Origin of the sequence: uncultured Ruminobacter sp. (assembly GCA_902764345.1) — a bacterium.
Classification (GTDB): domain Bacteria; phylum Pseudomonadota; class Gammaproteobacteria; order Enterobacterales; family Succinivibrionaceae; genus Ruminobacter.
Map to the genome: position 1 here is coordinate 1 of CACWVT010000054.1, position 13337 is coordinate 13337.

At 39.9% G+C, this 13337-nt stretch carries 17 protein-coding genes; 14 read left to right on the forward strand and 3 right to left on the reverse strand.

The window, feature by feature from the left end; genetic code table 11:
- Positions 1-82, reverse strand: an 82-nt coding sequence (locus QZU58_RS08620; RefSeq protein ID WP_143066528.1) for a prepilin-type N-terminal cleavage/methylation domain-containing protein, incomplete at its 3' end; no start/stop codon positions are given.
- A 232-nt stretch (positions 83-314) separates the two neighbouring features.
- Positions 315-1571, reverse strand: coding sequence for a serine hydroxymethyltransferase (gene glyA, locus QZU58_RS08625; protein ID WP_294461619.1), 1257 nt, complete (start codon positions 1569-1571; stop codon positions 315-317).
- Between the two features lie 741 nt (positions 1572-2312).
- Here glyA and aroQ point away from each other — a divergent pair.
- From aroQ to thiL, 11 genes are all read left to right on the forward strand, one after another.
- A complete protein-coding gene (gene aroQ / locus QZU58_RS08630; protein ID WP_294496060.1) occupies positions 2313-2753 on the forward strand; it encodes a type II 3-dehydroquinate dehydratase in 441 nt (146 codons plus the stop codon).
- Positions 2754-2785: 32 nt separating this feature from the next.
- A complete protein-coding gene (gene accB, locus QZU58_RS08635; protein WP_294461653.1) occupies positions 2786-3253 on the forward strand; it encodes an acetyl-CoA carboxylase biotin carboxyl carrier protein in 468 nt (155 codons plus the stop codon).
- A gap of 15 nt (positions 3254-3268) precedes the next feature.
- Entirely contained in the window at positions 3269-4618 is a 1350-nt protein-coding gene (gene accC, locus QZU58_RS08640) for an acetyl-CoA carboxylase biotin carboxylase subunit (RefSeq protein WP_294461624.1), read from the forward strand.
- A gap of 126 nt (positions 4619-4744) precedes the next feature.
- Positions 4745-5191 carry a pullulanase gene (locus tag QZU58_RS08645; RefSeq protein ID WP_294461627.1) on the forward strand — a complete coding sequence of 149 codons (447 nt, stop codon included), beginning with the start codon at positions 4745-4747 and terminating at the stop codon, positions 5189-5191.
- Positions 5192-5307: 116 nt separating this feature from the next.
- Entirely contained in the window at positions 5308-5763 is a 456-nt protein-coding gene (nrdR, locus tag QZU58_RS08650) for a transcriptional regulator NrdR (RefSeq protein ID WP_294461628.1), read from the forward strand.
- 103 nt (positions 5764-5866) lie between these two features.
- Positions 5867-7027, forward strand: coding sequence for a bifunctional diaminohydroxyphosphoribosylaminopyrimidine deaminase/5-amino-6-(5-phosphoribosylamino)uracil reductase RibD (gene ribD, locus QZU58_RS08655; RefSeq protein WP_294496063.1), 1161 nt, complete (start codon positions 5867-5869; stop codon positions 7025-7027).
- Between the two features lie 6 nt (positions 7028-7033).
- On the forward strand, positions 7034-7687 hold the full coding sequence (locus QZU58_RS08660) for a riboflavin synthase (protein WP_294496065.1): 654 nt from the start codon (positions 7034-7036) through the stop codon (positions 7685-7687).
- Between the two features lie 41 nt (positions 7688-7728).
- A complete protein-coding gene (locus QZU58_RS08665) occupies positions 7729-8277 on the forward strand; it encodes a flavin reductase family protein (RefSeq protein ID WP_294496067.1) in 549 nt (182 codons plus the stop codon).
- A gap of 193 nt (positions 8278-8470) precedes the next feature.
- A complete protein-coding gene (gene ribE / locus QZU58_RS08670; protein WP_294461637.1) occupies positions 8471-8935 on the forward strand; it encodes a 6,7-dimethyl-8-ribityllumazine synthase in 465 nt (154 codons plus the stop codon).
- Between the two features lie 19 nt (positions 8936-8954).
- A complete protein-coding gene (gene nusB / locus QZU58_RS08675; protein ID WP_294461639.1) occupies positions 8955-9398 on the forward strand; it encodes a transcription antitermination factor NusB in 444 nt (147 codons plus the stop codon).
- 153 nt (positions 9399-9551) lie between these two features.
- Positions 9552-10556, forward strand: coding sequence for a thiamine-phosphate kinase (thiL, locus tag QZU58_RS08680; RefSeq protein ID WP_294496069.1), 1005 nt, complete (start codon positions 9552-9554; stop codon positions 10554-10556).
- Here the strand turns inward: thiL and QZU58_RS08685 are convergent.
- On the reverse strand, positions 10553-10765 hold the full coding sequence (locus QZU58_RS08685; protein WP_294461645.1) for a SlyX family protein: 213 nt from the start codon (positions 10763-10765) through the stop codon (positions 10553-10555). The two genes, thiL and QZU58_RS08685, sit on opposite strands and share 4 nt — an antisense overlap.
- A 186-nt stretch (positions 10766-10951) precedes the next feature.
- Between QZU58_RS08685 and QZU58_RS08690 the strand changes: the two genes are divergently transcribed.
- The 3 genes from QZU58_RS08690 to QZU58_RS08700 form a co-directional block, all read left to right on the forward strand.
- Positions 10952-11770, forward strand: a complete 819-nt coding sequence (locus tag QZU58_RS08690; protein WP_294461648.1) for an FKBP-type peptidyl-prolyl cis-trans isomerase — start codon at positions 10952-10954, stop codon at positions 11768-11770.
- Between the two features lie 312 nt (positions 11771-12082).
- A complete protein-coding gene (locus QZU58_RS08695; protein WP_294496071.1) occupies positions 12083-13138 on the forward strand; it encodes a tyrosine-type recombinase/integrase in 1056 nt (351 codons plus the stop codon).
- A 117-nt stretch (positions 13139-13255) separates the two neighbouring features.
- Positions 13256-13337 (forward strand): prepilin-type N-terminal cleavage/methylation domain-containing protein (locus QZU58_RS08700; RefSeq protein WP_143066528.1); only part of this gene is annotated, 82 nt, incomplete at its 3' end.

Genomic DNA, 13337 nt, shown 5'->3' on the forward strand with positions numbered 1-13337 from the left:
GAAGAGCGATTGCAGCTAAGATACCGATGATGGCGATAACGATCATTAATTCGATGAGGGTAAAACCTTTAGTCTTTTTCATGATAATTTCCTTTTATCTTAATTTTGAATCCATTTAAAATGTTGATTGGGAGTAGGAAGTTTCGGGTTTCTCGTAGCTCCCTCCCAACGCTTTTAATTGTAGCTTGAAATATTTTATGTTTTTATGAAATTATAACTTTTTGTGATTTAGATCAATTTTCGAGCTGTTTTGGAATAAAAAAGCCATATTGTCTCACGAGCAATATGGCTAATGTCTCACAAGGAGTTAATGATTACTTGTTATAAACAGGGAATCTGTGGCATAAGTCAACGATCTTAGCCTTTACAGATGCTTCAACTTCTGCGTTTCCGATATTATCGAGTACGTCGCACATTAAGCTAGCAAGTAAAGTAACATCTTCTTCCTTCAGACCGCGGCGGGTTACGGCAGGAGTACCGATTCTTAAACCGGAAGTAACGAATGGAGAGCGAGGATCGTTAGGAACAGAGTTCTTGTTTACAGTGATGTTTGCTCTGCCCAGTGCTTCATCAGCATCCTTACCTGAAAATTCACGACCGATTAAGTCAACAAGGAATAAGTGGTCATGAGTACCGCCTGAAACAATCTTGTAACCGCGATCAAGGAACACCTTAACCATTGCCTTGGCATTCTTAAGAATCTGAGCCTGATATTCTTTGTATTCAGGTTCCATAGCTTCCTTAAATGCAATAGCCTTTGCAGCGATGACGTGCATTAAAGGACCGCCCTGACTGCCTGGGAAAATGGCTGAGTTCAGCTTCTTGTAGATTGCTTCATCACCGCAGTTAGACAGGATAATACCGCCTCTTGGACCGCCTAAGGTCTTATGAGTGGTTGAAGTCACAACGTGAGCGTGAGGTAATGGATTTGGATAGAGACCTGCTGCAACGAGACCGGCAATGTGAGCCATATCAACGAAGAGGTATGCACCTACGGCGTCTGCAATTTCTCTCATCTTTGCCCAGTCAACAATTCCGCTGTATGCAGAGAAACCGGCAACAATCATCTTTGGCTGGCATTCTTTTGCCTTTGCAAGAACGTCGTCATAATCAATGTTACCGTTATCGTCAACACCGTACTGAACTGAATTGTAAATCTTACCTGAGAAGCTTACGCTGGCACCATGGGTCAGGTGACCACCGTGAGCAAGACTCATACCCATAATGGTATCGCCAGGCTTAACCAGTGCCATGTATACTGCTGCATTAGCCTGTGAACCTGAGTGAGGCTGAACGTTGGCATAATCGGCACCAAAAAGCTGCTTAACGCGAGCAATAGCCAGAGCTTCAACCTGGTCAACGTATTCACAGCCGCCATAGTAACGCTTTCCTGGATAACCTTCCGCATACTTGTTGGTAAGCTGAGAACCCTGAGCTTCCATAACACACTTGCTTACATAGTTTTCTGAAGCGATAAGCTCGATATGGTCTTCCTGACGATGGTTTTCCCCATCGATGGCAGCCCATAATTCAGGATCATACGCTGCAATGTTTTTTGCCTGATTAAGCATGAAAAACTCCATTATTAATGATTAATAAATAACAAAATCGGTAAATTCCGAAAAATAATGGCGATATTTTACTGTTTTTATGAAGAAAATAACAGATAAATATACTGATTAATGCCTGTAAAAATGCAAACTTGTTTATTTTTATTTGTTTATAAAGTAAACAGAATCAAAAAATGTAAAAATAGTCCCGAATATTTATAACCGGCTATAAAACATACAAATTACGATTCTCTACTTCATTATTTTTCCTGATTAGTTCGTTCAAATTTTCATAAAGTATTTCCCTTCCTTCCGAATTCCCAATATTGAGGATATTTGACAATTTGCAATTATTTTCTGTTTGAGATTTTTACGAATATTTGTAGAGAATGAATGCCATTTTGAACGTTGGTTATATTTGAAACAAAAATGAAAAAAATCACAAAAAACTGCATTAATTTCATGGAAAAACACTAATTTTAAGTAAAAATACACTATTTTTGACAATAATAGGGTAAAATGACAGCTTTAGAATATTAGAAAAAAGTCAAATATCGTTTTATCCCGCACCTTAAGACTTGGCAACTTTTCTGATTCGGATAACTGGCAACATTAATGACGGATGCGATGGAGTATATGCAGTAGTACATATATTCATTGCGGTACCGTGTTACTTATTATGTAATGTTTGTTTAGTTGAATAGCAGGCAGGTGCGGATTAAAGTGATGGTGTAATATTGACTTAAACCAAGTAGGGTTATTATGTCTAAAATATTAGTTCTTAACGGACCAAACCTGAATCTGCTAGGAGTCAGGGAGCCGGGAATTTACGGATCAACCGGGTTAAAGGAAATTAATGAAAGATTGTCTGTCATTGCTTCCGAAAACCATGTTGAATTTGAATCATTCCAGTCTAATGCAGAATACGAAATCATCAATAAGATTCATGAAGCTATGGGAAAAGTCGATTATATCGTAATAAATCCTGCAGCTTTCACACATACGAGCGTAGCCATTCGTGATGCCCTTCTGGGGGTAAAAATACCATTTTTTGAAGTACACATTTCAAATGTTCATGCAAGAGAAAGCTTCAGACATCATTCATATTTGTCTGACATAGCGACCGGCGTGATATGTGGTTTCGGTACCGACGGATATGATTACGCTCTCCGTGCAGCAATTAAAAAAATTTCAAAGAGTTAAACTATAACCATAGAGAAGTAATTAATATGCAAATAGATATCAATAAAATTTCAAGATTGATTAAGATTGTTTCTGAATCTGATATTGCTGAACTTGAATTAAAGGAAGGTGAAGAACAGATTAAGATCACCCGTACCACCAATACAGTATCTGTTCCTGTAACTGTTCCTGTTGCACAGCCTGCTTCATTTGCTGCTCCAGCCGTAGCAGCTCCTGCTCCTGTTGCAGCGGTTTCCGAATCTGATGATTCTGCGGAAGCTATCTCTGGTCACGTAATGAAATCCCCTATGGTTGGTACCTTCTACCGCAGACCAAGTCCTGATGCTTCTAACTTCGTTGAAGAAGGCGCATCAATCAAAGAAGGTGCAACAGTTTGTATTATTGAAGCCATGAAGATGATGAATCAGATTGCCGCCGATAAGTCAGGCGTAATCAAGAAGATTCTTGTAGCCGACGGTGAAACCGTGGAATTTGATCAGCCATTATTCATCATCGAATAACAGCAGAGGCGGATTATGGCAAAAATAGAAAAGGTTCTTATTGCTAATCGCGGTGAAATTGCCTTACGAATTCTGCGCGCATGCAAGGAATTAGGCATTAAGACCGTTGCGGTTTATTCAACTGCTGACCGCGATTTAAAGCATGTTAAATTAGCAGATGAAGCCATCTGTATTGGCCCTGCTCCGGCAAAGGAATCGTATCTTAACATTCCTTCTCTCATTGCAGCTGCGGAAGTGACCGGTGCCAATGCAATTCATCCTGGTTATGGTTTTCTGTCTGAAAATGCTGAATTTGCCGAAATAGTGGAACGTTCTGGGTTCATTTTTATCGGACCGAAGTCAGAAACCATCAGACTCATGGGTGACAAAGTTTCAGCAATTGAAGCCATGGAAGCCTCAGGAGTTCCTTGTGTTCCCGGAACCGGTGTTCTTACCGATGATATGGAAGAAAACAAGGCTCTAGCCAGAAAGATCGGTTATCCGGTAATCATCAAGGCGGCTGGTGGCGGTGGTGGTCGCGGTATGCGCGTTGTGTATAATGAAGAAGAACTTGCTGACACCATTTCACTTACTTCAAGAGAAGCTGATTCATTCTTCAATAATCCTAACGTGTTTATGGAAAAATTCCTTGAAAATCCAAGACATGTTGAATTCCAGCTTTTGTCTGACGGTCAGGGTAATTCTGTATACTTAGGTGAACGAGACTGTTCTGTACAGAGAAGAAACCAGAAGGTTATCGAAGAAGCTCCGGCTCCTGAAATCACCCAGAAACAAAGAGATGATATCGGCTCAAGATGTGCCAAGGCTTGTAACGAAATAGGATACCGCGGTGCGGGAACCTTTGAATTCCTTTATGAAAACGGTCAGTTCTTCTTTATGGAAATGAACACCCGTGTTCAGGTGGAACACCCTATTTCTGAACTGGTTACCGGTGTGGATATTGTTAAGGAACAGATCAAGATTGCGGCAGGTGAAAAACTTTCATTCTCCCAGAAGGATGTCAACCTTAAGGGCCATGCCATTGAATGTCGTATCAATGCGGAAGATCCGGCAACATTCATCCCTTCACCAGGCAAGATCATAAGACTGCACACTCCTGGTGGGCCGGGAATTCGCTGGGATTCACATATTTATGAAAATTATGTGGTTCCGCCGTATTACGACTCAATGATCGGCAAGCTCATTGCGTACAATGATGACCGCTCATCAGCAATTGCACGCATGAAGCAGGCTCTGCATGAACTGGTTATAGACGGCATAAAAACCAATGTTCCGCTTCTTCTTGATTTGATGGATGACGCAACATACAACAGAGGTTGTTTCGACATTCATTACCTCGAAAGGAAGCTTGAAGGCAAGGAATAGTGCTCAATCCCGAAAGTTAATATATTTTTAACTTTCGGGAATTGTTTTTTGTGATACAAAACACTATATATTTTGAAATAAAAATATAGAATTATACAAAACCTCAACATTATCAAAGGAATTGACATGTACAAGAAATTATTATTAGCAGCTATTGCAGCTGGCTCTTTTGCTTTAACAGGTTGTGCTAGTGACGGCGCTTCAGCAGGAGCTGAAGGTGGTGCTGATGTATTCGGTGCCCCTATTTATCTTCGTGGCGAAATGAACGATTGGAATGCACAGCCTCAGTACCTCATCAAGAAGGTTTCTGACGGTGTTTATGTTGCTACCGCTGAATTAAAGGTTGACTGGGCTCCATACAAGTTTAAGTTTGCTGATGCAGGCTGGAGTGCTGGTACCAACTTCGGTTACAGAGATCAGCCTGGTGTATACGAAATGGGCGGTGAACCTGTAGCTCTTAATCCAAAGTCTGTTTTCGAAGAAGTTAAGGTAACTCCTGATGCAGACGGCGAATATGACTTCTACATCGATGTAACCGGCGAAGTTCCAGTTACTTATGTTAAGAAGCACTAATAGCTGAGCAATAACCCAAATAAAGGTTATTTAATAAATAATTAAGTCCTAAAGATTTTTCTTTAGGACTTTTTTTATATAATAATATAAGTTTCATTCTATTGGATTTTGAATTTATGCGTTGTCCGTTTTGTGATGCTGAGGATACAAAGGTTATTGATACCCGCGTGTCTTCAGAAGGATTTCAGGTAAGAAGACGCAGACAGTGTCTTTCCTGTAATGAACGTTTTACTACATTTGAGCATCCGGAAATAACCATGCCGACAATAATTAAGAGCAATGGTATTAAGCAGCCCTTTAATGAGGAGAAAATAAGGGCGGGAATGCTTCGGGCACTGGAAAAAAGATCAATAGGAACTGAACAGGTAGACAATGCAATTAACAGAATCAAGGCAAAGTTGAGAGCAACAAAGGAAAAGGAAATCCCGTCAAACCTTATCGGTAAAATGGTAATGGAGGAACTTGAAAATCTTGATCCCGTTGCCTATATCCGTTTCGCATCAGTTTACTTGAGCTTTAAGAATCTTAAGGACTTCAGCAAGGAAATTTCAAAGCTTGAAAAGCAGATGTAGTTTTCCGTCTGAAGCATGGTTCTTTTTATTGTCTGCTCCGTTTTAAGCATGGCGATTACATTCTCAGTATTTTAAATTTCATCTAGTCACGGTTATTAACATCATGGTTTCACAGCAAGAATCAGACATGCAGTATATGCTGCTGGCATTAAATCTCGCCGAGAAAGGCAGGTATTCAACGCTACCAAATCCCTGTGTGGGATGTGTACTCACAAAAGACGGTGTAGTTATAGGTTCCGGATATCATAAGAAAGCAGGAACCGGCCACGCCGAGGTTAATGCACTTGCTGATGCACGCAACAGAAATCAGGATACGGCGGGAGCCACTGCCTACGTGACACTTGAACCATGTTCTCATTTCGGACTGACGCCTCCATGTGCCGTTGCTCTGGTAAAAGCAGGGATAAAGAGAGTTGTATGTGCAATGACGGATCCAAATCCTCTTGTCAGCGGCAAAGGATTCGAAATATTAAGAAATGCCGGAATCGAGGTGTTTGTCGGAATCTGTGAAAGCCAGGCCCGAGAGATTAACGTTCCTTTTCTGTATGCAATGGAGAATGAAATACCGTATGTGACACAGAAAATGGGGATAAGCCTTGATGGTAAAATAGCTTTGGCCAATGGTGAGAGCAAATGGATAACTTCTCCGGAATCAAGGTCTGACGTACAGGCACTCAGAGCAGAGAATCAGGCAATAATGACAACTGCCGATACCGTAAAGGCAGACAATCCGTCAATGAACGTCCGCTATACCGAATTACCTGATTCGGTCAAAGAAACAGTCACGGAGGAGCTTGTAAACACTCCGGTGAAGATAATTATCGACAAACATGAGATTCTGACCCGTGACGAGAAAATTTTCTCATCTTCAGGTCAGGTTATGCTGGTTTATCCTTCCACAGACGGAAAAATTGAAGAAAAAGTAATTTCTGAAAAATTAACCATTCTGAGAATACCTTTGGTCAGTGACACAGAACATCAGAATGACAACATTGACATTGAATGTCTTCTAAAATACCTACATACCCGTAAGATACGCAATATTCTTGTAGAATCAGGTCCGAAATTCAGCAGATATATGATGGACAGAAATCTTATCAATAAACTGGTTCTTTACGTAGCTCCAAAGCTTATGGGCGATGATGCCATATCATTCTGCAAATGCACGGGATTCAGGTCCATGGATGAAATCCGAGCCTTCAGACTTGCAAAATGTACGCAAATTGGAGATGATATTAAATTAGAATACATTATTAAGGAGTAGCCTGACATGTTTACCGGAATAGTACAGGCATTGGGTACAATCCTTTCCATTTCCTCCAGCGGGAAGGGAGCCGAAATCTCAATAGAATCCAGTGATTTGGATTTTTCAGACGTGGCAGTCGGTGATTCGATTGCCTGTAACGGCGTATGTCTGACCGTAACAGGAATTTCCGGCAACAGCTTTGTTGCTGATATATCTCATGAAACAATGGAGCGCACGATTTTTAAATATCTTAGCAGCGGTTCCAAAATTAATCTTGAAAAAGCCCTTACCCCCAATACTCATCTGGGAGGACACATTGTTCAGGGACATGTAGACGGAGTTGGCAAAATCACCAAAATTTCCAAAACCGATAATGCCGTGGACATATGGGTAGACTCTCCTCTGGATATTTCCAGATATATCGCCATAAAAGGCTCCATAACCATAAACGGCATCAGCCTTACAGTAAACGAACTCAAAGGTGATGCTTTCAGGCTTACTCTGATACCTCATACTCATGACATAACAAATGCCATGATGTGGAAGGAGGGGGACTTGGTCAACATAGAGGTAGATGTTCTCGCAAGATATATAGAACGCCTGTTAAATCATAAAGAACAGAATAATAAAAAAAGCAGCATGACTGCTTCATTTCTTATGGAAAACGGCTTTATGTAAAACAATCAGCTGCACTCTGTGCAGATAAGGACATAATGAACATGTATAAAAAATTAAGTACAAGAACTGCTAACCGTCTTTTATGCGGCGGGCAGATTATTAATATCTCTTCAGTTTCTGCTGACGGAGTGAGCGATGTGATGACAGCGGCCTGGAACTGCCCTTATGATGCTGATCAGGTACTCATAGTGCTTGATCGCGGACATACCACAACCGCCAACATTCTTGATAATGGTAAGTTTGTTATTTCAATTCCTTCGGAAGATGACATAAGTGTTATTAACAAGGTAGGGGCAGCCCACGGGCGTGACGTCGGAGACAAGTTTGCATGGGCCGGTATTGAATCTGACAAATCACAGGTCTTAGGATTAAAGGTTATTCCTAATGCCCTGGCTTATATTGAATGCGAACTGATTAACGGTGATGTATTGGACAAAACCGGTGTATGTCTTGGTAAGGCAGTTAACATTTATGTTAAGGATGGTTTGTGGAATGACGAAGGCAGCCATTTTGCAGAAGGAATGAAACTGACGCTCAGTTATGTTCATGAAGGCTTATACAGAGTTAACGGTAAGGAAGTTAAAGTTTAGTCATAATTTTAAGCCTAACCGTAGTGACTTTGGAGCATATATCTAAGTCATATGTTTTTGTCTTTGAAGTTGAGGCTTAATGACCGAACATTGTTAACAAGGTCATAAATTTATTTCATTTATGATAAAATAGCTTTATATTTTTCGGAGTTTTCTGAAAAACGTAATTTGTGTTTTTATGAGGTTATAGAACATGCAGGAAATCCAAGGAAACTTAGTTGCAGCAGATGCCAAAGTTGCAATAGTTGTATCACGCTTTAACAGCTTTATTAACGAGCATTTAGTATCCGGTGCTCTTGATGTTTTAAGCCGTGTAGGTCAGGTTAAGGATGATAATGTAACCATTATCCGTGTACCTGGTGCAGTAGAAATTCCTTTAGCCGTTAAAAAGGCCGCAAAGACCAAGAAATTTGATGCCATTCTGGCTTTAGGCTGTGTAATCAGAGGTGATACCTATCATTTTGAAGTTGTTGCAAACGAAAGTTCAAAGGGACTTACACAGGTTATGTTGGAGCAGGAAATTCCGGTAGCGTTTGGCATACTGACTACCGAAAATATTGAACAGGCAGTACAGCGTGCAGGTTCAAAAGCCGGTAACAAAGGCGCTGAAGCTGCTTCAGCCGCTCTTGAAATGATTAATGTATTAAAGCAGATTTAATTTTAGCGGAGATTTAAACGTGAATCCAGGTCAGAGACACAGAGCCAGACATTTTGCCATGCAGGCTCTTTACCAGTGGGAAATCACCAAGGAATTGGCTTCTGTTATTGAAGAGCAGTTCCTGGAGGATCAGCCCGTTGATGACAAGACTGATAAGGAATACCTCCATCAGCTTATTGTAGGCACCATCACTCATATCGATGAAATCGACAAAACTTATAAGCCTTACTTAAATTCCAGAAGCATTGAAGATCTGGATATGGTTGATAAATCAATTCTTCGTTTGGCAACCTATGAGCTTCTGTTCCAAAGTGCAGATGTACCTTATCGCGTTATTATTAACGAAGCCATCCTTCTGGCCAAGGATTTTGCCGCACAGGACAGCCACAAGTTTGTTAACGGTGTTCTCGATAAGGTTGTCAAGAATATGCAGCTAAAGGAAGTCGAGAGCGATAAGCAGTAATTCTGCCGAATTCCCGGTTACGATAAAGAATCTATAAGCTGATTATAGATTCTTTATTTTTATATATACTGTAGGTAGGCGTCAGCGTAGAAATCAGACAGGCTTCATCATTATTCTGTTATTTATGTTTTTAATGTCAGGCATGAGTTAAGTATGGGTGAATTTCAGTTAATCGAAAAATATTTTAACCGTAATGTCTCCGTTCACAATTGTAGCAATATTGAACTAGGAATCGGCGATGACTGTGCATTGCTGAATGTTGCACCTGACTGTTCACTTGCCGTCTCTACCGATACTTTTCTTGAAGGGACTCATTTTTTTAAAGGTACCTCACCCTATGCCATTGGATACAAGTCATTGGCCGTAAACATATCGGATCTGGCCGCCATGGGGGCCGATCCCCTTGGTTTCACCCTTGCCCTTACCCTCCCTGATGACAATGAATCATTTGTGGCTGAATTTGCCGATGGTTTGTTTGACATTGCTGACAGATTTAAAATACCCCTTATAGGCGGCGATACTACAAAAGGTCCTTTGTCAGTGACAATAACCGTGTTCGGCAATGTGCGCAAAGGTCATGCCATAAAACGTGCTTCCGCAAGAATAGGCGATGCTGTCTGTGTAAGTGGTCTTCTCGGTGGTGCGGCCTATGGCGTGGCTCTCCGCTATGGAAAAGAAAGTTCCGATAGCCATGATGCTAAGGAAAAGGCCTTTAAGCTACTTGACTATCCGAACCCGAGGATGGATCTTGTACCTTTTTTTCACAGATATAATGTTCATTCAGCACTTGATATTTCAGATGGATTTATGGGAGACCTTGGACATATTCTTGACTGTTCAGGCGTGAGCTGTAAAATCGAACTGTGTGATTTTCCTGTTTCAGATGTCCTTATGCATCTGTCTCGGCAGAAACAGCTTGACTACGCCCTTAACGGAGGCGATGACTATGAACTCTGCTTCACTCTTGCTGAGGATGATTATAACGAGTGGATCGAGGCCTCTGAAAAAGGTTTGGCTCCGATAATTTACAGAGTCGGCAGTATAAATTCGAACTCGTCATGTGAGTCGGAACAAGCAAAGGCCCGGGGGATCATATTTGCTGAGCATGGAAATCAAATTAATCCACAGACCTTAAGACATTCATTCAGCCATTTTTAATAATGAGGTGGTGGTGTTTCCTCGCTTCTTGAAGCCACATTTGAAACTTCAACTGATTTCAGCTTGCTGGCTAAAAAGTTAATCTGAACTTTCTGTTTTTCAATAATCTGTCTTAACTCATAAACTTCGCTGCTCAGGTTTTCCAAATTGTATTCGAGATAAGCTATTTTAGATTCAAGACTTTCCAGTAAATCAGGCTTAATTAACATATTTTGATTATATTTAATTAAAAATTTGAAGATAACATAAAATGAAGTACAATACATTCTAGCAAATTTTATTATATAAAAAAATTTGTCATTGGTTAAATGCACCTCAAGGTTTATGTAGTGTTATATATTTGCATTGTATTTAGCCCAATGAGATAAATATTACCATACAGGACTATCATAACTATGAAAAAATTATCATTATCAGTTTTAGCGTCAATTATCGCATTATCAGTAAGTGCATGTGGTGCTGAAGAATCAACTGCTCCTGCTGCGACCAAGACCGCAGATGCTGCCGCAACCGCGACCGCAACTGCTCCAGCAAAGAAGGACGTTTCAGATTTAACCTTCAATGACAAAGTTGCCGTTTCTATGGGTTACATGTACGGTCAGAATATTGCGAATGGTATCAATGAACTTAAGTCTGAGTTTGACATTGCTATCGACAACCAGCTTCTTATCAAGTCTTTCAACGAAGCTGTGCAGGGTAAGACCGCTGCCTTGTCTGAAGATGATATGAGAGCAACCATGCAGGAATTTGATAATATCATCAGAAAGAAGGTTGAAGAAAAGCGTGCTGCTGAAGAAGAAAAGCATGCTGCTGAGGCTGCAAAGAATCTTAAGGCTGGCCAGGAATTCCTTGAAAAGAACAAGACCAATGAAGGCGTTGTAGAAACCAAGACCGGCTTACAGTATAAGATCAACACCTTAGGTACCGGTAAGACCCCAGCTGTGTCAGACACCATCAAGGTTAATTACCGCGGAACCACTATTGACGGTAATGTGTTTGATGAATCAAAGGAACCTGTTGAGTTTCCACTCCGCTCCGTTATTCAGGGATGGATTGAAGCGTTCCAGCTTTTACCTGTAGGAACTAAGGCTACATTATACATTCCTGCAAATCTGGCTTATGGTGAAAACAGCCCTTCACCAGCTATTCCAAGCAATTCAGTTCTCATTTTTGATGTTGAGTTACTCGATATTGTAACCCCTGAACAGAAGTAACAGGCTTAAAAATAGTTTTAACCGGTATACCGGTATTTAATAGAAGGCACAGTCCGATGTTTGGATTGTGCCTTTTTGTTTTACTGTGGTTATCTTTCCTAACAGTATCCGCAATAGTTCGATTACCTTACCACAATAACAATTCAGATTATAATCTTTATACTGATATATCTTAGCTTAATAGGGCTTTAATATTATTCGTATCCATATATAATTGTATTTCCATTTGATAAAAATATTAGGTTTATCTACTTATAACAAAACAATTCAATATTATTGAATATCAACATTTATGTAGGAAAAATAATAAATATGGAAAAACAAGTTGCAATTATCAAAAATGTTGCCGTAATGGACAACGATTGTGAAAGTGGCAGGATTGCCGAATCTTATAATTACCTAAATAGTGAACCTCCATCACTTAAATCTTTATGTGAGGAATTTTTATACAGCCGCAGCAACAACAGTTCTGCAACGTTAAGAACTTACGGCGGGCTGATTAGTAATCACATAGCTCCTCATTATGAACAGTTTAAAAAGGTTGAAGATATTACCATGCATCGTTTGGGTTACATAATTATTATGCCTATATTGAAACGTGGGCATCAGTCAACCGCTTCTGCTGTTATTTCTCTGCTCATAATGATAATGAATTATGCAGGGATAGCCCACGAGGATATCTGTTTCCGAAATATCAAAAATCTTTCCAAAGTCGTCAATATGAAAAAGAAGGATGAATACGAAATTCCTCAGAAGGCAATGATTAACAAGAATATCGGAAAAAATATCAAATATATTTTTAGGGTATTTAGGGAACGTCATTCCAAAAACAAACAGGTAAATCAGTTACTGCTGCTGTCATTTTACCTTTGTCTGCGTCAAAGTGAAATACTGTCCATTCGTGTAAAAGACGTTAACTTTAGGCGTCATAACCTTCATATTGTCAAAACCAAAACCATTAAGAAAGGAGGTTTTGAAGTTCCAATGTGTCCTGTCCTTGAAGATCTTCTGGCAGAAATAATAGCAACATGTCCAGGAAAGCCGGACGATTATATATTTACTAACAGAAATAATAGAAGGCTTCACTCATCAACACTTGAAAGCTATCTGTATAAGACTGAACTGCGTGGTTTTCAGACGGCTCACGGCATAAGAGCTATTTTCAGTACATGGGCCTCAAGAAACAATAAGGATAATCTTACCAGTGAATGTGTCCTTACACATAAAACCTGGAACAGGGTACAGGAACTCTATAACAGAGATTTAAACGGTTATCTATATAACAAGAGAAAAAAACTGATGACTGAATGGATAGAATATGTTCATTCTCTCGTTACAGACACTCCAAAACAATCGGATAAACTGTAGTTAAATAATATTCTGAACTTTGATTTTTTTGTTTAAATGATGTTTTTAAATTCCTTTAGAAGCTTTAATTTTAAAGGAATTTTTACATTCAAATTTTCATGATAAAAGGAAATTATCATGAAAAAGACTAAAGGTTTTACCCTCATCGAATTAATGATCGTTATCGCCATCATCGGTATCTTAGCTGCAATCGCTCTTC